This is a genomic window from Aureimonas altamirensis (assembly GCF_001463885.1).
In the GTDB taxonomy this organism is placed as follows: domain Bacteria; phylum Pseudomonadota; class Alphaproteobacteria; order Rhizobiales; family Rhizobiaceae; genus Aureimonas; species Aureimonas altamirensis.
This window is the reverse complement of the sequence record NZ_BBWQ01000011.1, coordinates 203,184-228,299: the sequence shown is the minus strand read 5'-3', so window position 1 is coordinate 228,299 and position 25,116 is coordinate 203,184. Positions and strand designations below refer to the sequence as shown.

23 protein-coding genes are annotated in these 25,116 nt (G+C 65.3%); 19 read left to right on the top strand and 4 right to left on the bottom strand.

What is annotated here, in order from left to right:
- The first annotated feature begins 102 nt into the window (after positions 1-102).
- From AUL31_RS08775 to urtE, 9 genes are all read left to right on the top strand, one after another.
- Positions 103-1,191, top strand: a complete 1,089-nt coding sequence (locus AUL31_RS08775; RefSeq protein ID WP_060604559.1) for a molybdopterin-binding domain-containing protein — start codon at positions 103-105, stop codon at positions 1,189-1,191.
- Complete coding sequence (locus AUL31_RS08770) at positions 1,188-2,807, top strand: formylmethanofuran dehydrogenase subunit A (RefSeq protein WP_060604556.1); 1,620 nt, start codon at positions 1,188-1,190, stop codon at positions 2,805-2,807. The genes AUL31_RS08775 and AUL31_RS08770 overlap by 4 nt, the downstream gene beginning before the upstream one ends.
- The gene (gene fhcD / locus AUL31_RS08765) at positions 2,804-3,712 is read left to right on the top strand and encodes a formylmethanofuran--tetrahydromethanopterin N-formyltransferase (RefSeq protein WP_060604553.1); all 909 of its coding nucleotides are present in this window, start codon (positions 2,804-2,806) and stop codon (positions 3,710-3,712) included. Before AUL31_RS08770 ends, fhcD begins: the two co-directional genes overlap by 4 nt.
- Positions 3,709-4,506: a formylmethanofuran dehydrogenase subunit C gene (locus tag AUL31_RS08760; protein ID WP_060604548.1), complete on the top strand. Its 798-nt coding sequence runs from the start codon at positions 3,709-3,711 to the stop codon at positions 4,504-4,506. The genes fhcD and AUL31_RS08760 overlap by 4 nt, the downstream gene beginning before the upstream one ends.
- A gap of 226 nt (positions 4,507-4,732) precedes the next feature.
- Positions 4,733-6,064 carry an urea ABC transporter substrate-binding protein gene (urtA, locus tag AUL31_RS08755; protein ID WP_060605317.1) on the top strand — a complete coding sequence of 444 codons (1,332 nt, stop codon included), beginning with the start codon at positions 4,733-4,735 and terminating at the stop codon, positions 6,062-6,064.
- A gap of 85 nt (positions 6,065-6,149) precedes the next feature.
- Complete coding sequence (gene urtB / locus AUL31_RS20590; protein ID WP_060604545.1) at positions 6,150-7,760, top strand: urea ABC transporter permease subunit UrtB; 1,611 nt, start codon at positions 6,150-6,152, stop codon at positions 7,758-7,760.
- Entirely contained in the window at positions 7,757-8,902 is a 1,146-nt protein-coding gene (urtC, locus tag AUL31_RS08745) for an urea ABC transporter permease subunit UrtC (protein ID WP_060604542.1), read from the top strand. The genes urtB and urtC overlap by 4 nt, the downstream gene beginning before the upstream one ends.
- Before the next feature lie 6 nt (positions 8,903-8,908).
- Complete coding sequence (urtD, locus tag AUL31_RS08740) at positions 8,909-9,688, top strand: urea ABC transporter ATP-binding protein UrtD (RefSeq protein WP_244489354.1); 780 nt, start codon at positions 8,909-8,911, stop codon at positions 9,686-9,688.
- Positions 9,689-9,692: 4 nt separating this feature from the next.
- On the top strand, positions 9,693-10,388 hold the full coding sequence (urtE, locus tag AUL31_RS08735) for an urea ABC transporter ATP-binding subunit UrtE (RefSeq protein WP_060604539.1): 696 nt from the start codon (positions 9,693-9,695) through the stop codon (positions 10,386-10,388).
- Positions 10,389-10,407: 19 nt separating this feature from the next.
- Here urtE and AUL31_RS08730 read toward each other — a convergent pair whose 3' ends face one another.
- From AUL31_RS08730 to AUL31_RS08720, 3 genes are all read right to left on the bottom strand, one after another.
- Positions 10,408-10,605, bottom strand: a complete 198-nt coding sequence (locus AUL31_RS08730) for a hypothetical protein (protein WP_060604536.1) — start codon at positions 10,603-10,605, stop codon at positions 10,408-10,410.
- 160 nt (positions 10,606-10,765) lie between these two features.
- Positions 10,766-11,188, bottom strand: coding sequence for a hypothetical protein (locus AUL31_RS08725; protein WP_060604532.1), 423 nt, complete (start codon positions 11,186-11,188; stop codon positions 10,766-10,768).
- Positions 11,189-11,265: 77 nt separating this feature from the next.
- Positions 11,266-11,703 carry a hypothetical protein gene (locus AUL31_RS08720; protein WP_060604529.1) on the bottom strand — a complete coding sequence of 146 codons (438 nt, stop codon included), beginning with the start codon at positions 11,701-11,703 and terminating at the stop codon, positions 11,266-11,268.
- 168 nt (positions 11,704-11,871) lie between these two features.
- Here AUL31_RS08720 and AUL31_RS08715 point away from each other — a divergent pair, with 168 nt between their 5' ends.
- From AUL31_RS08715 to AUL31_RS08675, 9 genes are all read left to right on the top strand, one after another.
- Positions 11,872-12,231 (top strand): MliC family protein, encoded by a 360-nt coding sequence (locus tag AUL31_RS08715; RefSeq protein ID WP_073469158.1) that lies wholly within the window; start codon positions 11,872-11,874, stop codon positions 12,229-12,231.
- Between the two features lie 7 nt (positions 12,232-12,238).
- Positions 12,239-12,685, top strand: coding sequence for an urease accessory protein UreE (locus AUL31_RS08710; RefSeq protein WP_073469159.1), 447 nt, complete (start codon positions 12,239-12,241; stop codon positions 12,683-12,685).
- A 109-nt stretch (positions 12,686-12,794) separates the two neighbouring features.
- Positions 12,795-14,234 (top strand): xanthine dehydrogenase small subunit, encoded by a 1,440-nt coding sequence (xdhA, locus tag AUL31_RS08705; protein ID WP_060604523.1) that lies wholly within the window; start codon positions 12,795-12,797, stop codon positions 14,232-14,234.
- Positions 14,234-16,627 carry a xanthine dehydrogenase molybdopterin binding subunit gene (gene xdhB / locus AUL31_RS08700; RefSeq protein WP_082646867.1) on the top strand — a complete coding sequence of 798 codons (2,394 nt, stop codon included), beginning with the start codon at positions 14,234-14,236 and terminating at the stop codon, positions 16,625-16,627. Before xdhA ends, xdhB begins: the two co-directional genes overlap by 1 nt.
- Entirely contained in the window at positions 16,624-17,463 is an 840-nt protein-coding gene (xdhC, locus tag AUL31_RS08695; protein WP_060604520.1) for a xanthine dehydrogenase accessory protein XdhC, read from the top strand. The genes xdhB and xdhC overlap by 4 nt, the downstream gene beginning before the upstream one ends.
- Positions 17,464-17,526: 63 nt before the next feature.
- Complete coding sequence (locus AUL31_RS08690; protein ID WP_060604518.1) at positions 17,527-19,086, top strand: ABC transporter ATP-binding protein; 1,560 nt, start codon at positions 17,527-17,529, stop codon at positions 19,084-19,086.
- A complete protein-coding gene (locus tag AUL31_RS08685) occupies positions 19,079-20,167 on the top strand; it encodes an ABC transporter permease (RefSeq protein WP_060604514.1) in 1,089 nt (362 codons plus the stop codon). The genes AUL31_RS08690 and AUL31_RS08685 overlap by 8 nt, the downstream gene beginning before the upstream one ends.
- On the top strand, positions 20,164-21,090 hold the full coding sequence (locus AUL31_RS08680) for an ABC transporter permease (protein WP_060604511.1): 927 nt from the start codon (positions 20,164-20,166) through the stop codon (positions 21,088-21,090). The genes AUL31_RS08685 and AUL31_RS08680 overlap by 4 nt, the downstream gene beginning before the upstream one ends.
- 30 nt (positions 21,091-21,120) lie before the next feature.
- Positions 21,121-22,203, top strand: coding sequence for a BMP family ABC transporter substrate-binding protein (locus AUL31_RS08675; protein WP_082646866.1), 1,083 nt, complete (start codon positions 21,121-21,123; stop codon positions 22,201-22,203).
- 378 nt (positions 22,204-22,581) lie between these two features.
- Here AUL31_RS08675 and AUL31_RS20295 read toward each other — a convergent pair whose 3' ends face one another.
- Positions 22,582-23,277 carry a hypothetical protein gene (locus AUL31_RS20295; RefSeq protein ID WP_143190183.1) on the bottom strand — a complete coding sequence of 232 codons (696 nt, stop codon included), beginning with the start codon at positions 23,275-23,277 and terminating at the stop codon, positions 22,582-22,584.
- 399 nt (positions 23,278-23,676) lie between these two features.
- Here AUL31_RS20295 and guaD point away from each other — a divergent pair, with 399 nt between their 5' ends.
- Entirely contained in the window at positions 23,677-25,059 is a 1,383-nt protein-coding gene (gene guaD, locus AUL31_RS08660; RefSeq protein ID WP_060605299.1) for a guanine deaminase, read from the top strand.
- Positions 25,060-25,116: the final 57 nt, after the last annotated feature.

Genomic DNA, 25,116 nt, shown 5'->3' with positions numbered 1-25,116 from the left:
AAGTCGCACTTGCCGCCATTGCGCATTGCAGCACCTTTTTGCGCTTCACCTCCATGGCCGGCTCGACTAGAAATCGTTGCAGGGCGCCAGAAAGCGATCAAGTTGGGCAGTGCATTCGTTGCGGGGGCCGAAACCACCCTCGATCAAGCCATCGATGCGGCGGCCCTGGCCCTTGCACGGGCAAGGCACGTCCTGGTGACCGGGCTGGATGCGGACGCCAACGCCGTGCGCTCGGCGCACCATCTTGCCCGTGCCTGCGGCGGCGTCATCGACCACGCCGGGTCGGGCCGCATCTACCCGTTCCTGTCGGCATTCCGCGATCATGGGCTGGTCATGGGCGTGGCGTCCGAGGTGCGCCGGCGAGCCGACCGCGTCCTGGTGGTCGGCGCCGACGCCGCCACCCTTCACCCCGGTTTCCTGGAATCGCTCGCCAAGACCGCGCCGGACCTGCCGACGCCGCTTGAAGGCCCACGACGCCTGTTCTGGCTGGGCCCGGAAAGCGCACCCTGCGCCATCCCGGCGATGGTGCAGCCGGAGTTTGCGGCCTGTCCGCCGGACCGGCTGACGGAGGCTCTGGCCATCCTGCGCGCCGGCATGAAAGGGCATCGCCACAGTTCTGGCCCGTTGGGAGAGGCGGACCAGGCGCGGCTGCTCGCCTTCGTGCAGGGTGCCCGGTTCGGCGCGGTCGTCTGGGCGGCGGCCGCAACCGACGCGATCGGCAACGAGATGGCGGCCGGCTTGGTAGACGATCTGAATACGGAGCGTCGCTTTACCTGCGTGCCGCTGTTGCCGGACGACGGCGCCTATGGCGCGGCGCTGCTGTCCACGTCCATCACCGGCTTCCCCTTACGCGTGTCCTATTCGGGCCCGGCGCCCCATCACGACCCCTATGCGTTCGACGGCATGCGCATGATCGCGCAAGGGGAATGCGATCTCGTGCTGGCCGTATCCGGGCGGGCGGAAATCTTCGAGGGCAGCCATATCGCCATCGGCCCCGCATTCCGGCCCGATGCCGCCGACATCGTCATCCGGGCCGCGGTGCCGGACCGGCCCGTCTATTATCAGCCGCAACTCGGCAGCTTCGGCCAGAGCGCCACGGCCGAGCAACCGGCGGGGACCGCGATGCATCAGGTGCTGCGTGCCCTGGAGCGGGCGGTGCGACAGCAGGTTTCAGCGGAGGGGCGGCCATGACGATCCTGTTGAAGGGCGGCCGTGTCCTGGACCCGGCCGCAGGGCGCGACGCGATCGGAGATGTCGTCGTCGCCGATGGCCGGATCGCGGAAGGCGCATCCGGCGCCGTCGAGGTGATCGACTGCACCGGGCTCGTCGTGATGGCCGGGGGCATCGACATCCATTCCCACATCGCCGGAGGATTGGTGAATACCGCGCGGCTCCTGCTGCCCGAGTTTCATCCGGCCCATGCGCCGCGTCCGGCCGGAACGCCCCTGTCGCAGGTAGGGTGGACCACTTGGGAAACCGGCACACGCTACGCCCAGATGGGTTTTACCATGGTTGTGGAGCCGGCCATGGGGCCATCGGGCGCCCTGCACACGCATCTGGAACTGGCCGATATTCCGATCATCGATCGTGCGGCGCTGGTTGTTCTGGGCAATGACGACTTCCTTTTGTCGCGCCTGCGCGACGGCGCAAGCGAGGCCGAGATCGACGACTACGTCGCATGGCAGGTTTCCGCCGCCGGCGCCCTCGGCGTCAAATGCATCAATGCCGGCGGATCGGCGGCCTTCAAGGCCGATGTCCGAACCTTCGGTTTCGACGACGAGGTGCCCGGCTACGGGCTGTCGTCGCGGCATATCGTCAAGGCCCTGCAGGATAGCGTACAGCGGCTGGGCATAGCCCATCCCCTGCATGTCCACTGCAACAATCTGGGCGTGCCCGGCGAGGGCGAGGCCGCCGCCGAGGCGACGATGCTCGCCGCCGAAGGCGTTCCGATGCACCTGGCCCATATCCAGTTCTACGGCTACGGCACCGATGGGCGCCGTGGCTTTTCCTCGCAGGCCCGGCGGCTGGCCGACCTCGTCAACGCACGGCCGGAACTAACCGTCGACATCGGGCAGGTGATGTTCGGCCAGACGGTCACCATCTCGTCCGACGAGTTGCGCCAGTTTGCCGGACGGCCTCTGGCGCGGCCCCGCAAATCGGCCATTATCGACGGCGACGCCAATGGTGGTGGCGCGGTGCCGATGAACTATCGCCGGGCCGATTACTACAACGCCATGCAGTGGGCGATCGGGCTCGAGCTTTTCCTGATGATCGACGATCCGTGGCGGGTCTTTTTCACCACCGACCACCCGAACGGGGCTCCCTTCACCACCTATCCGGACCTGTTCGCGCTGCTGATGAGCCGCGACCTGCGGGCCGAGTGGCTCGACGCCCTGCCGCCGGGCGTGCGCAAGCGCAGCGCGCTGGCGGACCTTTCGCGGGAATATACGCTGCCGGAAATTGCGATCATGACGCGCGCCGCCCCGGCGCGGCTGCTGGGCCTGCCGGACCGGGGCACGCTGGCGCCCGGCGCACGGGCCGATATCGCGGTGTATCGCCCGGGCGCGGATGTCGCTGCCATGTTCGGCGCGGCCGAGCACGTCTTGAAGGACGGTGCGCCCGTGGTGCGCGGCGGCCGGGTCACCGCCACGCCCGCCGGCCATACGATGGCCCTGTCGCGCCCGCGCGACCGCGCCATGGTGCGTCGGCTGGAGACGTTCTACGACGAGAAATACGGTCTCCCCCTGCATTGGTTCGAGGTGGAGGACGGCGCGCTCGGCGGCGACGTGCTGGAGGTCGTGCCATGAGCGCGCGTATCGTCAATGGCGTCACCGTCGACGACACCTTCGCCGAAGCCTTCCCCATGCGGGGCACCGCCATCGTGGTAACGGCGGTCGATGAGGCATGGGCCATCGAGGCGGCCCGCTCCTTCACCGGCTTTGCCACATCCGTCATCGCCTGCGGATGCGAGGCTGCCATCGACGCGATCCTGTCGCCGCAGGATACGCCGGACGGGCGGCCGGGCGTGCGCATCCTGATCTTCGCGATGGATAGCAAGGGTTTGGAAAAGCAGCTCGCCACGCGCCTCGGCCAATGTATCCTGACCAGCCCGTCCTCGGCCTGCTACGCCGGGCTGGACGGGGCGACGCGGCTGCCGCTGGGCGATGCGATCCGCTATTTCGCCGATGGGTGGCAGGTCTCCAAGCGGATCGGCGAACGCCATTTCTGGCGGCTGCCGGTGATGGAAGGCGAGTTTCTGTGCGAGGCCACGACCGGGCTGACCAAGGAGGCCGTGGGCGGCGGCAACCTTCTGCTGCTGGCATCGGATGCGGCGCGCGCACTGGCGGCGGCGGAGGCGGCACGCGATGCGATCGCCGCCCTTGACGGCTGCATCATGCCGTTTCCCGGCGGCATCGTGCGGTCCGGCTCCAAGATCGGCGGCAAGTACAAGGGCATGATGGCCTCCACCAACGACGCCTACTGCCCGACATTGAAGGGCACGGTCGACAGCGCCCTGTCGCCCGAAATCGGCTCGGTGCTGGAGATCGTCATCGACGGCCTGAGCTTCGACCATGTCGCCGCGGCAATGCGGGCAGGGCTGTCCGCCGCCCTTGCCCTCGGGCCCGACAGGGGCGCCATGCGCATTTCGGCCGGCAATTACGGCGGCAAGCTCGGCCCCCATCACTTCAAGCTTCTGGATCTCCTGCCATGACCCAGTCCATCCTTTCCTTGCGGGCACTGCCTGGCGAAAGGCTGGACCTGTCCCGGCTCGACCCGGTGGCGCTTGCGTCATCGACACAGGGCGAAATCGCCCGGCTGCCCATCGGCATGGCGGGGGGCGGGCCGCTGCTGGGCGATCTCTTCGATATCCGTCTCGGCGATGAAGGCGCCCTTGTGATCGAGGGTGGTTCGCCGCGCTTCGACCGGCTCGGACAAGGGCTCGAGGCCGGCACGATCCGTGTCGTCGGCGATGTCGGGCAACTGGCCGGCCGCGGCATGACGGGCGGGCGCCTCGACATCGAGGGCGCGGCCGGGCCGCTGGCGGGCTCCGGCATGGCGGGGGGCAGCATCCGCATCGGCGGCGATGCCGGCGACTGTCTCGGCGGTCCGATGCCCGGCGAGATGGCCGGAATGCGCGGGGGGCAGATCGTCGTCGAAGGCCATGCCGGCGCGCGCGCCGGCGACAGGATGCGGCGCGGCACGATCGTCATCGCCGGCAGGGCCGGGGCCTATGCCGGATCGCGCATGATCGCCGGCACGCTCGTCGTCGGCGGCGCATGCGCAGCCGGTGTCGGGCAGCTCATGCGGCGCGGCACGATCATCCTTGCGGCAGCGCCGGAATCGACCCCCGGAAGCTTCGTCGACAACGGCGTCGCCGAAATCCTGTTCGTTCGTGTGTTGGCCGGCCTCGTGCCGCAGATGCCGGCCTTGCCCGCCAGACTGCGAAGGCTGGCGGGCGACATGGCCACCATCGGTAAGGGCGAAATCCTGCTGCCTACCGAATGATCGGTCGCAACCAGAAGCACAGCAGGCAGGCGTTATGCCCAAATAATGACCTGAGGTTGCGCACGCGATTTACGACTTTTGATCTCAGGGCGATCTCTTGCGAATAAAATAGGCTTTCGTTTCAGGTGCCGAACCAGCCGAGCCTGGCGCACCGTCACTTGGCACGAGGCTTGCACACCCATTCGTCCAGCAACCGCATGTCGCGGTCGATGGAATGGAGATGGGGATGACTTCTGCTTTGCAATGGGTGCGGGGGGCGCTCGGCGCCACCGTGATTACGGCGGCAAGCCTGACGGGAGCCTTCGCGCAGGATGCTGCCGCGCCGCAGGGCGAGCCGATCAAGGTCGGTGTTCTGCATTCCTTGTCCGGCACGATGGCCATTTCCGAGACAACGTTGAAAGACGCCATGCTCATGCTCATCGACGAGCAGAACAAGAAGGGCGGCCTTCTTGGACGGCCCCTCGAGGCGGTCGTGGTGGATCCGGCGTCCGACTGGCCGCGCTTTGCGGAACTGTCGCGCCAGCTCCTGACGCAGGACAAGGTCGCCGCCGTTTTCGGCGCGTGGACATCCGTGTCGCGCAAGTCGGCCCTGCCGGTCTTCGAAGAGTTGAACGGCATCCTGTTCTACCCCGTCCAGTACGAGGGTGAGGAATCCTCCCGCAACATCTTCTACACGGGCGCCGCCCCCAACCAGCAGGCCATTCCGGCTGTTGACTACCTGGCGCAGGAAGAAGGCGTGGAGCGCTGGGTGCTCGCGGGTACGGACTATGTCTATCCGCGCACGACGAACCGCATCCTGGAAACCTACCTGAAGGATCAGCTCGGCGTTGCCCAGGAAGACATCCTGATCAACTACACGCCGTTCGGCCAGTCCGACTGGCAGTCGATCGTGTCCGAGATCAAGGCCTTCGGCAGCGCCGGCAAGCGCACCGCCGTCGTTTCCACCATCAATGGCGATGCCAATGTGCCCTTCTACCGCGAGCTGGCCAACCAGGGCGTCAAGGCCGAGGACATCCCGGTCGTGGCGTTTTCCGTCGGCGAGGAAGAGCTTGCCGGTATCGACACAGCGCCCCTGGTCGGCCATCTGGCAGCCTGGAACTACTTCATGAGCGTCGATACGCCCGAGAACGAAGAGTTCATCAAGAGCTGGCACGCCTTCATCGGCAACGAGGACCGCGTCACCAACGATCCGATGGAAGCTCACTATATCGGCTTCAACATGTGGATTAAGGCTGTCGAGAAGGCCGGCACGACCGATCCGGATGCCGTCATCGACGCGATGGTCGGCGTTTCGGTGCCGAACCTGTCGGGCGGCTACTCCAGCATGATGCCGAACCATCACATCACCAAGCCGGTGCTGATCGGCGAGATCCAGGACGACGGTCAGTTCGAGACCGTGTTCGAAACGCCCGGCCTCGTCGTGGCGCAGGAATGGTCCCCCTATCTCGAAGGCTCCAAGGACCTGATCGCCGATTGGCGCAAGCCCATGTCCTGCGGCAATTTCAATGTCGTGACCGGCAAGTGCGGCGGCCAGGGTGAACAGGCGGCCGCCCAGTAAGGGCGCTTTCGCAAAGCCACCCACCCACCCTACGGCGCGCCGGGCCATTCCCCGGCGCGCCTCTTGCCAGCGCGAACGGAACAAGATGCTCCGCACCATCATCGCAACCACGCTTCTATGGCTGGCCTGCCTGTGCCTGCCGACCGCCGCGCTTGCGCAGGACGATCTCGGCGCGCTCGTGAACGCGCTCGGCCAGGGCAATTACAACCAGACCGAAGCGGCCATCGGCGCGCTTGCCGCCACCGGACGGCCGGAAGCAGCCCGCGTGCTGAACGAGCTGGAAGCGGGCAATCTCGTCGCTCGGAAGGCCGACGGCGCCGTCTTCATCGGCACGCGCGACGGCACCGTGTACGACCTTGAAGATCCGTTGACGGGCGCAGCCGCCGGACAGGCGCAGCGCAGTGCGGTGGAGGCGATCCGCGTCAACAACCGTATCCGGCGCGCCGTGCGCGCGGCCATGGGCTCTTTGACGCTGCAGAGCGCCGATGCCGGCCAGCGCCGCGCGGCCGCCAATGCCATCTTTGCGGGCCGCGACCCGGAAGCGATCGAAGCGCTGGATGCCGCCATCGCCGCCGAGACGGATGCCGGCATCGCCACCCTGATGCGCCAGGCCCGCGCCAGCGCCATCCTCAACTCCGACCGGCCAGAAGCCGAAAAGATCGAGGCGGTCAACGTCATCGGCGCGCGCGGCGACCGCGACGCGCTGGTGATCCTGACGCCGCTGGCCGAGGGCGAAGGTGCGCTTGCGCAAGCCGCCGGCAGCGCATTGGAGGCGGTGCAGGGCCGGCTGGCGCTGATCGACATCGCGCAGAACGTCTTCTTCGGCCTGTCGCTCGGCTCCGTGCTGCTTCTGGCTGCCATCGGCCTTGCCGTCACCTTCGGCGTCATGGGCGTCATCAACATGGCGCATGGCGAGATGGTGATGCTGGGCGCCTACACCACCTTCATGGTGCAGCAGCTTCTGCGCGACCACGCGCCGGCCCTGTTCGACCTGTCGCTGCTGATCGCGCTGCCGGCCGCCTTTCTGGTGGCCGGCCTCGTCGGCGTGGCCATCGAGCGCGGGGTGATCCGCTTTCTGTACGGTCGTCCGCTGGAAACGCTGCTCGCCACATGGGGCGTCAGCCTGATCCTGCAGCAGGGCGTGCGCACTCTGTTCGGCGCCTCCAACCGGGAGGTCTCCTCGCCGTCCTGGATGTCGGGCACCATCGACGTGTTCGGCGCAAGCCTGACCGTCAATCGCCTCGTCATCATCCTGTTCGCCATGGCGGTGCTGGCCGGGCTCATGCTGCTGTTGAAGGCGACGCGCTTCGGCCTGTCCATCCGCGCCGTGACGCAGAACCGGCGCATGGCGGCCGCCATGGGCATACGCACGCCCTGGGTGGATGCCATGACCTTTGGCCTCGGCTCGGGCATCGCGGGCGTGGCCGGCGTCGCGCTCAGCCAGATCGACAATGTCAGCCCCAATCTTGGCCAGAGCTACATCATCGATTCTTTCCTGGTCGTCGTCTTCGGCGGTGTCGGATCGCTGTGGGGCACGCTGACGGCCGCGATGTCGCTGGGCGTCGTCAACAAGTTCCTCGAACCCTATGCCGGCGCCGTGCTGGCCAAGATCTTCATCCTGGTGCTCGTGATCCTGTTCATCCAGAAACGTCCGCGCGGTCTGTTCGCGCAGAAGGGAAGGGCGGTGGAAGCATGATCGCCAAACGTCTCTTCGGCGGGCTTGGCGGCCTCGTCTTCGTTGCCGTGCTCCTGTCCATGGCGGTCTATGTGCCGCTGGCCAACATCGTCTTCGGGCCGGACTCCCCGGCCTCGCTGCCGACAACCTGGGTTGTGCTTCTGGGCCGCTGGCTGGCCTTTGCCATGCTGGCGCTGGCGCTGGACCTCGTCTGGGGCTATTGCGGCATCCTGTCGCTTGGCCATGGCGCGTTCTTCGCCCTCGGCGGCTATGCCATGGGCATGTACCTGATGCGGCAGATCGGCCCGCGCGGCGTCTACGGCAATCCGGACCTGCCTGACTTCATGGTGTTCCTGAACTGGTCGGAACTGCCCTGGTACTGGTGGGGCATGGGCAATTTCGGGTTCGCCATGCTGATGGTAGTTCTGGTGCCGGGCCTGCTCGCCTTCGGCTTCGGCTGGCTGGCCTTCCGCTCGCGGGTGACCGGCGTGTACCTGTCCATCATCACGCAGGCGCTGACCTTCGCGCTGATGCTGGCCTTCTTCCGCAACGAAATGGGCTTCGGCGGCAATAACGGCCTCACCGATTTCCGCGATCTGCTGGGCTTCGACCTGCGTGCCCGCGAAACGCGCATCGCGCTGTTTTCCATCACGGCGCTGATGCTGGCCGCCGCCTTCCTTCTGGCGCGCGGCATCGTCACGTCCAAGCTCGGCATCGTGCTGGTGGCGATCCGCGATGCGGAAAGCCGCACCCGCTTCCTCGGCTACCGGGTGGAGCGGTTCAAGCTGTTCGTCTTCACCGTTTCGGCCATGCTGGCCGGCGTGGCCGGCGCGCTCTACGTGCCTCAGACAGGCATCATCAACCCGAGCGAGTTCGCGCCGGCCAATTCCATCGAGGCGGTCATCTGGGTGGCCGTCGGCGGCCGCGGCACCCTGTGGGGGGCGGCGCTCGGCGGCCTTGTCGTCAATGCCGCGAAAAGCTGGCTGACGGGCGTCGCGCCGGGCCTGTGGCTGTTCTTCCTCGGGGGCATGTTCATCGCCGTCACCATCCTGCTGCCGCGCGGCATCGTGGGCACCGCCCAGCACGGCTGGACCGCGCTGGCGGACAGGCGGCGCGCGATGCGGGCGGAAAAAGGCGTGATCGCGGAAAGCGCGGCGGAGTAGGCGGACATGAGCACGCAGATCATCGGCATGCCGAGCCAGCCCGACAAGGGCGGCTCGCTTCTCTACCTCGACAACGTCTCCAAGAGCTTCGACGGCTTCAAGGCCATCAATGCCCTCTCGCTGGTGATCGGCAAGGGCGAGATGCGGGCCATCATCGGCCCCAACGGCGCCGGCAAGACGACGATGATGGACATCATCACCGGCAAGACCCGGCCCGATACGGGCGAAGTCTTCTTTCGCGGCTCCGTGGACCTGACGCGCCACGACGAGGCGGAGATCGCCAATCTTGGCATCGGACGCAAATTCCAGAAGCCGACCGTCTTCGAAAACCTGACCGTCACCGACAATCTCAGCCTGGCCATGGCCGGCACGCGCGGTGTCTTCGGAACCCTGTTCTTCAATGCCTATGCAACGCAGTCCAGGCGCATCGCCGCGATACTGGACGTGACGCGGCTGACGGCCAGGCGCGCCGTCCTGGCGGCGGACCTCAACCACGGGCAGAAGCAGTGGCTGGAGATCGGCATGCTTTTGGCGCAGGACCCGGAGCTGCTGCTGATCGACGAGCCGGTGGCCGGCATGACGGATGCCGAAACGGAAGAAACCGCCCGGCTGTTGCGTGAGATCGCCGAGACGCGGTCCGTCGTGGTGGTGGAGCACGACATGCATTTCGTGCGGGAGCTTGGCGTCAAGGTCACGTGCCTGCATGAGGGCCATGTGCTGGCGGAAGGCACGCTCGACGCGGTTTCGGCCGATCCACGCGTCATCGAAGTCTATCTGGGGCGCTGACGACATGCTGAAAGTCGACGATATCGACCTGTACTACGGCGCGGCCCAGGCCCTGCGCGGCGTTTCGCTGACGGCGGGGCAGGGGCAGATCACCTGTGTCCTCGGGCGCAACGGTGTCGGCAAGACCAGCCTGATGCGCGCCATCGTGGGGCAGCAGGCCATACGGCGCGGCAGCATCGATTTTAACGGTGATGAAATCGCCGGCGAAGCGCCCTACCGCCGGGCCCGGCGCGGCATCGGCTTCGTGCCGCAGGGGCGCGAGATTTTTCCGTTGCTGACGGTGCGAGAGAATCTGATGACCGGCTACGCGCCGCTCAAGCGCGCCGACATGACTATTCCCGACCATGTCTTCGAGCTGTTTCCGGTCTTGAAGAGCATGCTGGGCCGGCGCGGCGGCGACCTGTCGGGCGGCCAGCAGCAGCAACTGGCCATCGGGCGGGCGCTCGTCACCCGGCCACGCCTTCTGGTGCTGGACGAGCCGACCGAAGGCATCCAGCCATCCATCATCAAGGACATCGGACGGGCGATCCGGTTTCTGAAGGAAGAGGCCGGCCTGGCGATCCTGCTGGTGGAGCAGTATCTCGATTTCTGCCGCGACCTGGCCGACAAGGTCTACATCATGGATCGCGGGCAGATCGTGTTCGATGGAGTGGGAGAGGATCTCGACGACCCGTCCGTGCGCAAGCACCTAACCGTCTGAAAATATCTCCGCAGTCTCGTCAGCGCGGCAGGTCCGCGACCATGCCTTCGTCTTTCTCGACGAAGCGATAGCGGCCCTCGATGGCCGAGTAGAAAGCGGGGCCGGTGCGATCGCCGATCGTGACGATGCGGGTCGTCTCGGACGCACCCGTTCCAGCCGCGCCGGACGACAAGGCCACCAGGGTCAGCCCTCCAGCGAGGGCAATAAGGGGTTTCATGGTTTCCGTTCCCACCAATCGGTGATGCAGGCCTAATACGCTTGCGATGCAAACTTGTCTTCATATGTGATCGGCCCGATCACCGTTCAATATGCGTATGGTTAACGGAAACTCCGGTTATTGGTTGCTTTAGAGGCCTGTGCCGCGCGGCTGCGCCGGCTCAGGAACCGTCCGGCTTTGGCGTCGCGCTCGGCCACGCGCGCAGCGCGGAGCGGATCTGCTCCAGTTGCACGCCGACATGCGGGCGGGGGATATCGAACAGGCGGGAAGGACCCGTGCCGGCCAGCGACTGAAAATCATCCGTGCCGCCATAGGTGCCGCCGATGCTCGTCGCCGCGCCAAAATCGCCCGTGCGGGCGGCATCGTCGACATTCAGGCTGTTGATGCTGGACGAACCCGCGGACGCGGCGGGGCTTGGCCCGGCGCCGACACCGCTTGCCGTTCCGCCGACCGAAACGCCCGCGCCGCCAAGGCTGGGCGTCGAGCCACCGCCCGCACCCGCCCCGCCGAGATCCTGCGCAACGGCGGGAAGGCTCAAGCCAAGGGCCGTCAAGACTGCGATGGAAAGCCTGGATACGGCCATGGCGGAGGTCCTTTTTCGAACGGAAGCGTCAAAACAACTTGTGCGAGAGTGCCGTGGTTCCCTTCGGTTGAGAAGCCCTATTCGACGATGCGGGCACGATCCCTGACGCGCGGCGGCTTCAACTGCGGGCGGGTAACGCCGCTGCGGCTGATGACGCCCGGGTCCGACCGCGAGAAGACACCGGAATTGATGGTGTTGAGGTCGGACCGGCCTTCCGTCGCGCGCAACTCCACCGGAGGGGCGGCACGCGGCTGCACCACCTTGGGGCGCAAATAGCTGTTGTCGTATTCGCGCCCATAGGCGCGTTCTTCCACGGTGTCGCCGAAGACCTTGGCGCGCGGGATGTCGACGTTGCGCCGCACCTTCGGCGCCCCGTCGATTCGCATGCCGGAAACGGAAGAGCCCGGCACGCGGCCGAGCGGACCGGGCTCATAGGGCTGTGCCACCGTTTCCGTGGCAAGCACCGCTGCCACGGCGGTCAGCCCGGCGAGAACGAGGCCTTTTCGGGTATGCATCGGGACTTCCTTCCAACTGCTGTGCCGAGACCGGCCCGACCATCGAGGGCGGGGCCGACCATAACGATCTAGGTCAATGAGGAGAAGTTATGCGGCGTCGGAACGATCCGCAGCGGCAGAACACTATTTCCTGTTCGCAAAGGGCCTTTATCTAAGGTCGGATAACATATGGAACGGAGCGCCCTCATGTACCGCATCTTCGTCGCCGCAATCATGCTCGCCCCGGTGGCCGCGTCCGCCGCCCCGGTCGAGCTGGACCTGCCCGGGCAGGTGGAACGGACAAGCGTAACCTATAAATGTTCGGACGGCGTCGACCGCACGGCGGACTATATCAATGTGGGACAGAACAGCCTGGCAGTCGTCGGTATCGACGGCGAGCCCACGGTGTTCGTCAACGTGATGTCGGGATCGGGCGCGCGGTATGCCGCACGCCAGTATGTCTGGTGGAGCAAGGGGGACAGCGTGACCCTGACCAACGAAATGAACAGCGACGATGCCCCCGTGACATGCACGCAGAAGAAGGGTTGAGGCCGGCGTGATCGAAGCCGAAACCATCATCGCCCGTGAGGCCCGGCCCGGTCCGCTGGCCGATACCATCACCCTCGATGACAGCCAGCGGATGCGACGCCGCATGGCCATGGTTTCGGATGGCGGCATCGCCTTTCTCCTGAACCTCGCTCCGGGCGTGATGCTTCGGGAGGGCGATGCCATCGTGCTGGGCGACGGGCGGCTGGTGGAGGTACGCGCCAAGCCGGAAGAGGTTTACGCCGTGCAAGGCCGCGATGCGGCGCATCTTCTGGCGCTGGCCTGGCACCTCGGCAACCGGCATGTGCCGACCGCGATTTCCGAAGGTCGTCTGCTGATCCGGCGCGACCATGCGGTGGCAGAGATGGTGCGCGCGCTGGGCGGCACGCTGGAGGCGGTGGACGCCGTCTTCGAACCCGACGTCCATGCCGATACGGCCGGGGATGTCCGATCATGAGCTGTGACGCCATCTTACCCCATTCGACGCTCTGGAGGGGGGTGGACGCCATGGTCCCCTTCCTTGAAGATGCCGCTTGCCCGAACCGATTTGCCGCACAGGAGCGTGCATGACCGCCATCCGTTTCCTGCTCAATGGAGAAGAGCGCCATGTCGAAGGCATGGCGCCCACGACCACGGTGCTCAATCATCTGCGCTACGGCGAGCGCCTGACAGGCACCAAGGAAGGCTGCGCGGAGGGCGACTGCGGGGCATGCACGGTGCTTGTCAGCGAGCCGGATGGCGCGGGCGGCATCCGCCGCCGCGCGATGAACAGTTGCATCCTGTTTCTACCGGCACTGCATGGACGGGCGGTGGAAACGGTAGAGCATCTGGCGCGTGACGGGCTGAACCCGTTGCAGGAAGCGATGGTGCGCCACCATGCAAGCCAGTGCGGCTTCTGTACGCCCGGTTTCGTGATGCAGTTGCACACCGCCTGGCTGAACGGTGTGCTCGGCGACCGGCAATCGGTGAAGGACGCCGTATCGGGCAATCTGTGCCGCTGCACCGGCTACGGACCCATCGTCGATGCGGGCGCGGAACTGGCAGGTGTGACACCGCCCGATACCGCGCAGGACGACGCTGCGCTGGCGGCGCGGCTGGACGCACTGCGCGGGCCCGGTGTGCATGCCTATCGCGCGGCCGGCGGGGCCTGGTACGGACCACGCGACAGCGACGATCTTGCCGATCTTTATGCGGCCAACCCGGACGCCATCCTTGTGGCGGGTGCAACGGATGTCGGCCTTTGGGTCACCAAGCAGCGTCGCCATCTACCTGTGCTGATCGACGTGTCTCAGGTGTGGGACCTGGCGATGATCGAGGAGGCGGCCGGCCGCGTCTACCTTGGCGCGGCGGTTACGCATGGGCAGGCGTTGGCAACGCTGACCGATATCCACCCGGCGCTGGGCGCGATGATGCGCCGCTTTGCCGGCTATCAGGTGCGGAGTGCCGGGACGATCGGCGGCAATATCGCCAACGGCTCGCCCATCGGCGACCTGCCGCCCGCTTTGATCGCCCTGGGCGCGCGCCTGCATCTGCGCCGGGGCGACGAGGCGCGCAGCATCGCATTGGAGGATTTCTTCCTCGAATACGGGCGGCAGGACCGCCAGAAGGGCGAGTTCGTCGCGGCCGTAGAGGTGCCGCGCCCTGCGGATGACGAGGATTTCGCCGTCTACAAGATTTCCAAGCGGATGGATTCCGACATATCGGCCGTGCTTGCAGCCTTTCTGTTGAAGCGCGGTGCCGATGGCTGCGTCGTGGAGGCGCGCCTTGCCTATGGCGGCATGGCGGGCACTCCGAAGCGGGCGCGCGCGGCCGAAGCCGCACTGCTGGGCCGGCCTTTCGATGAAGCCGCGGTTGCGGAGGCGCAACGTGCCCTGGCGGAAGATTTCTCGCCGCTCACCGACATGCGGGCCAGCGCGGCCTACCGACTGGAGGTGGCCGGAAACTGCCTCGAACGGTTCCGCCTCGAACTCGAAGGCGCGCCGACACGCCTGTCGGAGCTGGCATGATGGACGAAACCCGCATCCAGGACAGGGGCGAGGCCGGCACCGTGCGGCCGGAAGCCCTGCACGAGAAACCGCCCGAGCCGCGCGCGCATCTGAAGGGCGGCGTCGGACAGGCGATCCCGCACGATAGCGGGCCCCTGCATGTCAGCGGCGCGGCACGCTACACCGACGACGATCCGGAACTGCCCGGAACGCTGCAAATCCACATCGCCATGTCCGGGCGCGCCCATGCGCGGATCTTAGCGATGGACCTTTCGGCGGTGCGCGCGCATCCCGGCGTCGCCGTCGTGCTGGCAGCGGCGGACGTGCCTGGCAAGAACGACTATTCCCCCGTTTTCGGCGATGATCCGATCTTTGCGGAAGGCCATGTTTTCTACGTCGGGCAACCGCTGTTCGCGGTGGCAGCGGGGGATCTTGACACCGCACGCGCTGCGGCGGCACTGGCAAAGGTAGAGTACGAGGACCTGCCTGCTGCCAACACCATCGACGAGGCCATCGCGCTTGCCGATGCCGAGGGAGAAGACCTTCTGCCCCCGCACGAAATGCTGCTCGGCGATGTGGCGGCCGCCATGGCGGCAGCGCCGCGCCGCGTGGAAGGGCAGGTCGAAACCGGTGGGCAGGATCATTTCTACCTCGAGGGGCAGGTGGCTTATGCCCTGCCGCAGGAAAATGGCGACATCGTCGTGCGGTCGTCGACGCAGCACCCTTCGGAAGTGCAGCACAATGTGGCCAAGGCATTGGGCCTGCCGGACCATGCCGTGACGGTGGATGTGCGCCGCATGGGCGGCGGTTTCGGCGGGAAGGAAAGCCAGCCGGCACTGATGGCTAGTGTTGCGTCGCTTGTGGCGGCGCGGACGGGCCGGCCCGCCAAATGCCGTCTCGACCGCGACGACGACATGGAGATGACCGGCAAGCGGCACGAGATGCGCACGGTGTACGCCGTGGGTTTCGACGATAACGGCCGGGTGCTGGCCGCTGACTTTTCCCATGCCGTGCGGTGCGGCTATTCGCGCGATCTGTCCGCGGCCATCGCGGACCGCGCCATGTTCCATGCCGACAACGCCTATCGGCTGCCGGCCGCGCGTATCCATTCGCGCCGTCTGAAGACGCACACCGTTTCCAACACCGCCTTCCGGGGCTTTGGCGGGCCGCAGGGCATGGTGGCCATCGAACGCGCCATGGATCGCATCGCCTTCGAGCTGGGCATCGATCCACTCGATGTGCGGCGGCGCAATTTCTACCCGGCGGGCGGCGATGCCGTGACGCCCTACCACATGCCCGTCACGGACAGCATCATCGGCGAAATCGTCGATGAGCTGGAAAAGACATCGGATTACCGTGCGCGGCGCGAAGCCGTCCGCGCCTTCAACGCCGATAGCCCGGTGTTGAAGAAGGGCATCGCGCTGACGCCGGTGAAGTTCGGCATCTCGTTCACGACCTCGCATCTCAACCAGGCCGGCGCGCTGGTGCATGTCTACAAGGATGGTTCGGTGCAGCTCAACCATGGCGGCACGGAGATGGGGCAGGGCCTGTTCACCAAGGTCGCGCAGGTGGTGGCCGAGGAATTCCAGATCGACGTGGAGCGCATCCGCATCACCGGCACCAGCACCGGCAAGGTGCCGAACACGTCGGCGACGGCTGCCTCCTCGGGCACGGATTTGAACGGCATGGCGGCGCAGGCGGCGGCGCGCACCATCCGCGACAGGCTGGTGGCCTATGCGGTGTCGCGCTACGCCGTGTCCGCCGGCGAGGTGGCGTTTCTGCCGGGGCGCGTGCGCATCGGCGACAAGGAATTGCGCTTCGAGGATCTGGTCGGCGAGGCCTATCTTGCCCGGGTCTCTCTGTCGGCCACCGGCTTCTACGCCACGCCCGGCATCCATTACGACCGCGAAAGCGCCAGCGGCGAGCCCTTCTATTACTTCGCCTATGGGGCGGCGGTCTCCGAGGTCGCCATCGATACGCTGACGGGCGAAAACCGGTTGCTGCGCGCCGATATCATCCACGATGTGGGCACGTCGCTGAACCCGGCCATCGACCTTGGGCAGGTGGAGGGCGGCTTCATACAGGGCATGGGGTGGCTGACGATGGAGGAGCTATGGTGGGATGCCAAGGGCCGGCTGCGCACCCATGCGCCCTCGACCTACAAGATCCCGACCGCCAACGACCGCCCCGACGATCTGCGCATCCGGCTGTGGGACAAGGGACGCAATCCTGCTGCTACCATCTACCGCTCCAAGGCCGTCGGCGAGCCGCCCTTCATGCTGGCCCTGTCTGTCTTTTCGGCGCTGGCCGATGCCGTGCTGGCCGCCGGCGATTACCGGACGTTTCCGGCACTCGACGCGCCGGCCACCCCGGAACGCATCCTGGCCGCCGTCAACGCGGTGCGCGCCCGATGAAGTTGTCGGTTGCCCTGGCCGACCGGCTTGCGGCGGGCGAGCCCGCCGTGCTGGTGCGCATTCTGGCTGCCCACGGCTCTACCCCGCGCGAGGCGGGCGCGGCGATGATGGTGACGCCGGACGGCGCCCGAGGCACGATCGGCGGCGGTGCGCTGGAGATGGAGGCCATCCGGCAGGCCCGGTCGATGATCGCCGCCGGCACGGCCGACGGCTTCATGGACGTGCCGCTTGGACCCGCCATCGGGCAGTGCTGCGGCGGGCGGGTCGAGCTGTCGTTGAAGCTTCTGGACGCGGCGGTGCTGGATGGTGTCCGCCGGACAGAGGAGGCGGCAAGCGGCCGCGCCATACCGGTTCTGGTGTTCGGCGCCGGCCACACCGGCCGCGCCATCGCACTGGCGTTGCAGCCGCTGCCTTTCCACGTCACCGTTGTCGATACAAGGCCGCAGCTTCTGGCCGAACTGCCCTCCGGCATCGATTCGCGCGCAATGCCGCTGCCGGAGCAGGCAGTGGCCGCTGCCCCGGCGCAGGCCGCCTTTCTGGTGGTCACGCATGATCACGCACTGGATTTCCATATCGCAACCGCGGCACTGGCGCGCGCCGACGCCGCCTATGTCGGCATGATCGGTTCTGCCACCAAGCGGGCGCGCTTCCACCGGCATCTGGCGGAAGCCGGGCTGGAAGGGCAGGCGGCCCGCCTGCATCTGCCGATCGGCGGCAACAGGGTGCGCGACAAGCGCCCGGAAGTCATTGCAGCCATGGTTGCCGCCGAGCTTCTGGTTCACTTCATGGGTACAGACGTGGAAAACCCGATGCACAGGCTTTGCACATGCCCATAGGCCGTGCATAAAACAATCATTCCAGCCTTTCCGAGCGGGATGTCGATCGATAACGGGAGTCCCATGCCGCCACGGCTCGAGCTCAGCCATGTGACGAAGCGCTATCCTGGGGTGGTGGCCAACAGCGACGTCTCCTTTGCCGTCGAGCCGGGGCGCATTCATGCGCTGCTGGGCGAAAACGGCGCCGGCAAGTCGACCCTGGTGAAGATTATCTACGGCGTCCAGAAGGCCGACGAGGGCAGCGTAGCCATCGACGGAACGTTGGTGAATATCGCCTCCCCACGGGAAGCGCGGGCCCGTGGCATCGGCATGGTCTTCCAGCACTTTTGCCTGTTCGAGGCGATGACCGTGCTGGAAAACATCGCCCTCGGCATGGACGAGCCGCCGCCCCGCCGCGAACTGGAGGGACGGATCGCCGAGGTGATGCGGGCCTATGGGCTGGAACTCGATCCGCACCGCGACGTCCACACCCTGTCCGTCGGCGAGCGCCAGCGCATCGAGATCGTCCGCGCGCTGCTGGGGCGGCCGCGCATCCTCATCATGGACGAGCCGACCTCCGTGCTGACGCCGCAGGAGGTGGAGGTGCTGTTCTCCACGCTGCGCAAGCTGCGCGACGAGGGGTGCTCCATCCTCTACATTTCGCACAAGCTCGACGAGATCCGCACCCTGTGCGACAGCGCCACCATCCTGCGCGGCGGCAAGGTGGTCGCCACCTGCGACCCCGCCCGGGAAACGGCGCGCTCCATGGCCGAGATGATGATCGGCGCGACGCTTTCCGACGTCTCCCGACATGGCGGGACGGTGGATGGGCCGGTGAAACTGTTGGTCGAGGGCCTGGGCCTGCCGGGCGAGCCGCCCTTCGGCACGACCCTTGCCGATATCTCCCTTGCCGTGCGGGCCGGCGAGGTGCTGGGCATCGCCGGCGTTGCCGGCAACGGGCAGAACGAGCTGGTCGCCGCCCTCTCCGGTGAATCGCGCGACGGGTTGACCGGGCGTGTGTCCTTGAGCGGCGTCGATATCACGGCACGGGGCGTATCGGGCCGGCGCGCCGCCGGCCTTGCCACCGTGCCGGAAGAGCGCAACGGCCACGCCGCGGTGCCGGGCATGAGCCTTGCGGAAAACGCCATCCTGTCGGCGCGCCAGCGCCGGGGGCTTGCATCCGGCGGGCTGCTGAAGCTCGGCAAGGCGTCGGCCTATGCGGCCGAGATCATCCGCGCCTTCTCCGTGCGGGCGACGGGGCCACAGGCCGCCGCGTCGAGCCTCTCGGGCGGCAATCTGCAGAAATACATCATGGGACGCGAGATCATGCAGGAGCCGGCCGTGCTGGTGGTCGCCCAGCCGACATGGGGCGTCGACGCCGGAGCGGCAGGCTTTATCCGGCAATCCATGCTGGACCTTGCGGCGCGCGGATCCGCTGTCGTCGTCGTCAGCCAGGATCTGGACGAGCTTCTGGAGATCAGCGACCGCATCGCGGTCATCAACGGCGGCCGCCTGTCGGAGCCGCATCCGGTGGGGGCCATCACGCTGGAGGAGATCGGCCTGCTGATGGGCGGCGTGCATGGCGATGGCGCTGGCGAGACGCACGTGGAAACCACAGGTGCGGAGGCGGGGCCCCATGCGTAACGCCGGCTCGTTCCTGCGCTTCCAGCCACGGCTGCAGCCCTCGCGCGCCATGCTGTATCTGTCGCCGGCACTTGCCGTGGTGGCGACCCTCGTTGCAGGCGCGTTGCTGTTCACCCTGCTCGGCTATGATGGGGTGGGGGCCGTTCGCGAAATCTTCGTGACGCCGCTGTTCAATCCCTATCGCTGGCAGGATCTTCTGGTGAAGGCGGCGCCGCTGGCGCTGATCGCCCTCGGCCTGTCTATCGGTTTCCGCGCCAATGTCTGGAATATCGGCGCCGAGGGGCAGTATGTCGTCGGTGGGCTCGCCGGCACGGGCATCGCCCTTCTGACGCTCGATATGGATGGACCCTGGATTCTGCCGGCCATGGTGGTGGCGGGCATTGCGGGCGGCGCGCTCTATGCAGCCATCCCGGCCTTTCTGCGCGTGCGGCTGGGCGTCAGCGAGATATTGTCCAGCCTGATGCTCAACTATACCGCCATCCAGCTTCTCTATTACCTGATGCGCGGCCCCTGGAAGGACCCGATGGGGTTCAACTTCCCGCAGACGGCGATGTTCTCCTCTGCCCAGACGCTGCCGACGGTCTTTCCCGGCACGCTCATCCATCTCGGCATTCCGCTGGCGTTGGCGGCAGCACTGACGGTGTGGTTCGTCATGGCGCGCACCATCGCAGGCTTCGAGGTGCGCGTGGCCGGCCTGGCGCCCAACGCCGCGCGCTATGGCGGCTTCCGCGATGGGCGCATTATCTGGCTTTGCCTGTTGGCCGGCGGCGGCTTTGCGGGGCTGGCGGGCGTATTCGAGGTGTCCGGACCGTTCGGGCAGATGGTGCCTTCGTTTCCCACCGGCTACGGCTTCACCGCCATCATCGTTGCCTTTCTCGGCCGGCTGCATCCGCTTGGCATCATCGTTTCGGCGCTGGTGCTGGCGCTCACCTATGTGGGCGGCGAGAGCGCCCAGACGGGCATCGGCCTTCCGGCCGCCGCCATCGGCGTGTTCCAGGCGATGCTGCTGTTCTTCCTGCTGGCGTCGGATATCTTCGTGCGCTACCGGCTGGCATTCGGCCGCGAAGGGGTAAAGGCATGACGCCCGAATTCGCCGTGGCCATCTTCGTGGCCGTCGTTGCCGCCGCCACCCCGATCCTCATCGCCGCGCTCGGCGAACTTGTGGTCGAGCGGTCGGGCGTGCTGAACCTCGGCGTCGAGGGCATGATGCTCATCGGGGCCGTAACCGCTTTCATCGTGTCCGTCACCACCGGGGTTCCGGCGCTTGGCGCGCTGGCGGCGATGGCTGCGGCTGCGGCATCCTCGCTGATCTTCGGCTACCTGACGCTGACGCTGGCCGCCAACCAGGTCGCCACCGGACTGGCTCTCACCATCTTCGGCACCGGTGTCTCGGCCCTGGTGGGCGCAAACTACGTCGGCATGACGACGCCGGCCTTCGGCAGCATCTTCCCGGCCGCGCTGGCGCAGGACCCGATCTGGCGTGTCGTCTTCGGCTATTCGCCGCTGGTCTATGCCTCGCTGATCCTGACGCTGGGCGTCTGGTGGTTCCTCAAATACAGCCGTGCGGGGCTTATCCTGCGGGCCGTGGGCGAGTCCGATACCTCGGCCCATTCCATCGGCTATCCCGTGCTGAGGGTGCGCTATCTCGCGGTGCTCTTCGGCGGGGCGATGGCCGGTCTCGGCGGCTCGTTCTTCTCGCTCGTGCTGACGCCCATGTGGGCCGAGCGGCTGACCTCCGGGCGTGGCTGGATCGCCATCGCGCTGGTCGTCTTCGCGTCGTGGCGGCCCGGCCGGCTGCTGCTGGGCGCCTATTTGTTCGGCGCGGTCATTACGCTGGAGCTGCAGGCCAAGGCCGCCGGATGGTCGGGGCTGGCGCCGGAGTTCCTGACCAGCCTTCCCTACATCGCGACGATCGTCGTGCTGGCATTGATCTCGGCGCGCAAGGCAAGCGCCAGGAATACCGCGCCGGCTTGCCTCGGCAAGCCGTTCCGCCCCACCGCCTGACTGACAAGAACCGACAGAGGAGTACAGTCCATGTTCGCCACCACCCGCCGCAAGCTCATGCTGGGCGCCGCCGCACTCCTGTCCTTCGCCGTGGCCGGCACGGCCTCGGCCCAGCCGCATGAAGGCCCCGTCAAGGCGGCCTTCGTCTATGTCGGCCCGGTGGGCGATTTCGGCTATTCCTTCGCGCACGACCAGGGGCGCAAGTTCCTGGAGGAGAAACTCGGCGACAAGGTCGAGACGTCCTATGTCGAAAACGTCGCGGAAGGGCCCGACGCCGAGCGCGTCATCCGCCAGCTTGCGCAGGACGGCAACGACATCATCTTCGCCACCTCGTTCGGCTTCATGAACCCGACGCTGAAGGTGGCCAAGCAGTTCCCGAACGTGAAGTTCGAGCATGCGACCGGCTACCAGACCGCCGAGAACATGGCCGCCTACAATGCCAAGTTCTACGAGGGGCGCGCCGTACTCGGCACCATCGCCGGCATGATGTCGAAATCCGGCAAGGCGGGCTATGTCGCCTCGTTCCCGATTCCCGAAGTGGTCATGGGCATCAACGCCTTCACGCAGGCGGCCCGCAAGGTGAACCCGGATTTCGAGACCCAGGTCGTGTGGGTGAACTCCTGGTACGACCCGGCCAAGGAGTCGCAGGCCGCCAGCGCCTTGCTGGACCAGGGTGCCGACGTCATCACCCAGCATACGGATTCGCCGGGGCCGCTGCAGGAGGCCGAAAAGCGCGGCGCCATCGCCTTCGGTCAGGCATGGGACATGCAGAGCTTTGCGCCCAATGCCCACATGACGGCCATCGTGGACCAGTGGGGCCCGTACTATGTGCAGCGCGTGCAGGCGGTGCTGGACGGCACCTGGGAGACGCAGAACGTGTGGCTGGGCATGAAGGAAGGCGAGGTGGTGATGTCGCCCTTCAACGACAAGATGCCCGACGACGTGAAGGCCGCTGCCCAGAAGATCGTGGACGGCACGATCGACGGCAGCTACCACGTCTTCGCCGGCCCCATCAACGACCAGAGCGGCGCCGAGAAGGTTCCGGCGGGCCAGACCGTTTCGGACGAGGACCTGCTCAAGATGGACTGGTACGTCGAGGGCGTGCGTAACTAAGCGTAACGGACAGGACCGGCGCGGCCTTAATCGCCGCGCCGGCCAGGCTCCAAGCAGATTTGTTGTTTTAAAGCATAATAATGAATAGCGGCGTATCTAGCTAGACTTTTAGCACTCTTCTGAAATGAATGGCGAGGTGGTAGTAAGATAGAATATTTCCGCCTTGATATAATAGTATAGAAACTCAGCATAGCTCAGCTTATTAGCCATCGTCATTGCCATCAGCACGTCCAGAAAACAAAGCTTCGGCGATGCAAATTTCATAATATTTTCAATACGCTCTTTGCCTTTGAGGCTTCCAAGAAGGTAATCCCTATCATTGAGGATCGTAATGCCCAGATAAGAGTCCAGTTCCACGTCGCTAGCGACCACAAACTCTTAGAAAGTCTCCTGTAGCAGGACATATTTTCTAAAATCCTGTAAAGTTTTGCTATCTATATTAAAGATATGCGGAATATTTATATATATTACGGACGACTGAATGGTGCTATTATTTATAGGGATCATAGCGCCAGCAATTGCCGCAGCGTAGTCAATCTTCGGAAAGTCATCATTAAAAAAGAATGGCGCATCATAACGAGTTAAAAGCACATTGAATAAATTTGAAAAGAAGAGATGACCCGTGGGATTTTCAGAGTATATAGATTCTAAGTAAGAACGAACTTTTTCTACTGCTCGACGTGCAAATTGATGGCTTATATCCGGGTCAGGTACATTTTTATTTACTATGATATAGGTCGAGTATTCCTCTGCATGATCTATATCAAAGCGCGAAGCTTCGATATCTTGCCCAGACAAATCGGCATAAAGAGAATAGATGTCGGTAAGAGTTCGGTAGTCATCCGCAGAGACAGCTTCGTCGACATACACCTTAAGTGGCCGATTTGGATCGCGTGTTGCGTAACTATTGCTGTGTATATAGTTTATAAGAACGCCATATTTCTCAGTCGATAGATAAGTCAGATCATTATAAATCAAATGTTCTTTATATAATTGGTGGAAGGAAATCAATGCTATTACAAATAAGGAAAATGTGATACAAAGAAACCCAATATCTTTGGTCGATTTAGACATGCGGCTTCCGCTCTAAGCAATTAGCGCTCGCATTTGACGCGAGCGCTTTTCGTTTCAATTTAAATGATGCGTCATTTGTCTTTCGACTAGACAGGGTCGCGCTCTGATGCGCTTCGCGTCAGACGTGGCCGCTCGTGGCTGAGCTGCCATTTAAAAGATATATCATAAAAATATTGAAATAACATTTATATTGCTTGTTGCGTAAGGCGAAGTCGTTGGTGCCGGAAGTGGGATTTCGAGTCGGTTATGGAGCCGGGAAAAATGCCTGGGGGCAGGCCGTTTTGGACGAAGACCTGCTCAAGATGGACTGGTACGTCGAGGCGTGGGTAACTAAGAGTAACAGACAGGACCGGCGCGGCCTTAATCGCCGCGCCGGCATGCATGACAGGAGCCATCGGCATGAACCACGAGATCGCGGCCGAAGGCATCACCGCGCTCCGCGCCCGGGTATTCACCTTCGGTGCGGACGCGGCGCAGCCGATACACCATCCGGATGGCCTCGTGGTCATGCGCGGCGGGCTGATCGAGCGGGTGGGCGCTTACGCCGAGATCGCGCCGCTGCTGGACCCGACGGTTCGGGTGACGGATCATCGCCCCAACATCGTGATGGCCGGCTTCATCGATCCGCATCTGCATATGCCGCAGACGCAGGTGATCGCCTCCTATGGCACCGAGCTTCTGGACTGGCTGTCGAAATACACCTTCCCGGAAGAGAGCCGCTATCACGACCGCGCCGTGTGCGACGCGGCCTCGCGCTTCCTTCTGGATACGTTGCTGCGCAACGGCACGACGACGGCCGCTGCCTATTGCACCTCGCATCCGCAATCGGTCGAAAGCCTGTTCGAGGAGGCCGCGAGGCGGAACATGCGCATCACCGCCGGCAAGGTGATGATGGACCGCAACGCCCCGGCATCGCTGACGGATACGCCCGAGCGCGCCTATGACGAGTCGCGGGCGCTTATCCAGCGCTTCGACGGCGTCGGGCGCCTGTCCTATGCCATTACGCCCCGCTTTGCGCCCACCTCGACGGAGGCTCAGTTGGAGGTGGCAGGCGCCCTGGCGGCCGAAAACCCCGACATGGCCATCCAGACGCATCTGTCGGAAAACCAGGCCGAGATCACCTTCGTTGCGGAGTTGTTCCCGTGGGCGAGGGATTATCTGGACGTCTATGAGCGCTTCGGGTTGGTGCGGCGCGGCGCGCTGTTCGGTCATTGCATCCATCTGACGGAGCGCGAGCGGGCGTCGATGGCCGAGCGGCGGGCCAGCGCCATCTTCTGCCCGACCTCCAACCTGTTTCTCGGCTCCGGCCTGTTCGACCGGCAGGGTTTGCAGGGCGCCGGCGTCATCACCGGCATCGCAACCGATATCGGCGGCGGCACCTCCTACTCGATGCTGGTAACGGCGGCCGAAGGCTACAAGGTGCTGGCGCTGCGGGGCGAGCGGATGACCGCCGTCGAGGCCTTCTACTGGATGACCGCAGGCAATGCCGAGGCGATGAACCTTGGCGACAGGATCGGCCGGATCGCCCCGGGAATGGAGGCGGACCTGGTTGTCCTGGACCCTCGGGCCACTCCGGAAATGCGGCACAGGATGCAGCGCGCCGACAATTTCGACGATGAGCTGTTCGCGCTTCTGATGATGGGCGACGACCGGGCCATCGCGGCAACCTATGTCGGCGGGCATCCGGCGTACCTGAGGGGTGGGAGGGGCTTGCCGCCACGGCAGCACGGTGAAGCCTATGCCGGCAGCCCGGCGGAGGAAGCAGCACAGGCCCAGCAATAACCGCCGCAAAATTTGTGCGAAGTTTCTGGACATCGCATAAAAAACATTTTCTAATCG

What these genes read in the sequence shown, in the direction of transcription:
- AUL31_RS08770 (WP_060604556.1), top strand. Translation starts at nt 1,188, where the DNA reads ATGACGATCCTGTTGAAGGGCGGCCGTGTCCTGGACCCGGCCGCAGGG.
- fhcD (WP_060604553.1), top strand. Translation starts at nt 2,804, where the DNA reads ATGAGCGCGCGTATCGTCAATGGCGTCACCGTCGACGACACCTTCGCC.
- AUL31_RS08760 (WP_060604548.1), top strand. Translation starts at nt 3,709, where the DNA reads ATGACCCAGTCCATCCTTTCCTTGCGGGCACTGCCTGGCGAAAGGCTG.
- urtA (WP_060605317.1), top strand. Translation starts at nt 4,733, where the DNA reads ATGACTTCTGCTTTGCAATGGGTGCGGGGGGCGCTCGGCGCCACCGTG.
- urtB (WP_060604545.1), top strand. Translation starts at nt 6,150, where the DNA reads ATGCTCCGCACCATCATCGCAACCACGCTTCTATGGCTGGCCTGCCTG.
- urtC (WP_060604542.1), top strand. Translation starts at nt 7,757, where the DNA reads ATGATCGCCAAACGTCTCTTCGGCGGGCTTGGCGGCCTCGTCTTCGTT.
- urtD (WP_244489354.1), top strand. Translation starts at nt 8,909, where the DNA reads ATGAGCACGCAGATCATCGGCATGCCGAGCCAGCCCGACAAGGGCGGC.
- urtE (WP_060604539.1), top strand. Translation starts at nt 9,693, where the DNA reads ATGCTGAAAGTCGACGATATCGACCTGTACTACGGCGCGGCCCAGGCC.
- AUL31_RS08730 (WP_060604536.1), bottom strand. Translation starts at nt 10,605, where the DNA reads ATGAAACCCCTTATTGCCCTCGCTGGAGGGCTGACCCTGGTGGCCTTG.
- AUL31_RS08725 (WP_060604532.1), bottom strand. Translation starts at nt 11,188, where the DNA reads ATGGCCGTATCCAGGCTTTCCATCGCAGTCTTGACGGCCCTTGGCTTG.
- AUL31_RS08720 (WP_060604529.1), bottom strand. Translation starts at nt 11,703, where the DNA reads ATGCATACCCGAAAAGGCCTCGTTCTCGCCGGGCTGACCGCCGTGGCA.
- AUL31_RS08715 (WP_073469158.1), top strand. Translation starts at nt 11,872, where the DNA reads ATGGAACGGAGCGCCCTCATGTACCGCATCTTCGTCGCCGCAATCATG.
- xdhA (WP_060604523.1), top strand. Translation starts at nt 12,795, where the DNA reads ATGACCGCCATCCGTTTCCTGCTCAATGGAGAAGAGCGCCATGTCGAA.
- xdhB (WP_082646867.1), top strand. Translation starts at nt 14,234, where the DNA reads ATGGACGAAACCCGCATCCAGGACAGGGGCGAGGCCGGCACCGTGCGG.
- xdhC (WP_060604520.1), top strand. Translation starts at nt 16,624, where the DNA reads ATGAAGTTGTCGGTTGCCCTGGCCGACCGGCTTGCGGCGGGCGAGCCC.
- AUL31_RS08690 (WP_060604518.1), top strand. Translation starts at nt 17,527, where the DNA reads ATGCCGCCACGGCTCGAGCTCAGCCATGTGACGAAGCGCTATCCTGGG.
- AUL31_RS08685 (WP_060604514.1), top strand. Translation starts at nt 19,079, where the DNA reads ATGCGTAACGCCGGCTCGTTCCTGCGCTTCCAGCCACGGCTGCAGCCC.
- AUL31_RS08680 (WP_060604511.1), top strand. Translation starts at nt 20,164, where the DNA reads ATGACGCCCGAATTCGCCGTGGCCATCTTCGTGGCCGTCGTTGCCGCC.
- AUL31_RS08675 (WP_082646866.1), top strand. Translation starts at nt 21,121, where the DNA reads ATGTTCGCCACCACCCGCCGCAAGCTCATGCTGGGCGCCGCCGCACTC.
- AUL31_RS20295 (WP_143190183.1), bottom strand. Translation starts at nt 23,277, where the DNA reads ATGTCTAAATCGACCAAAGATATTGGGTTTCTTTGTATCACATTTTCC.
- guaD (WP_060605299.1), top strand. Translation starts at nt 23,677, where the DNA reads ATGAACCACGAGATCGCGGCCGAAGGCATCACCGCGCTCCGCGCCCGG.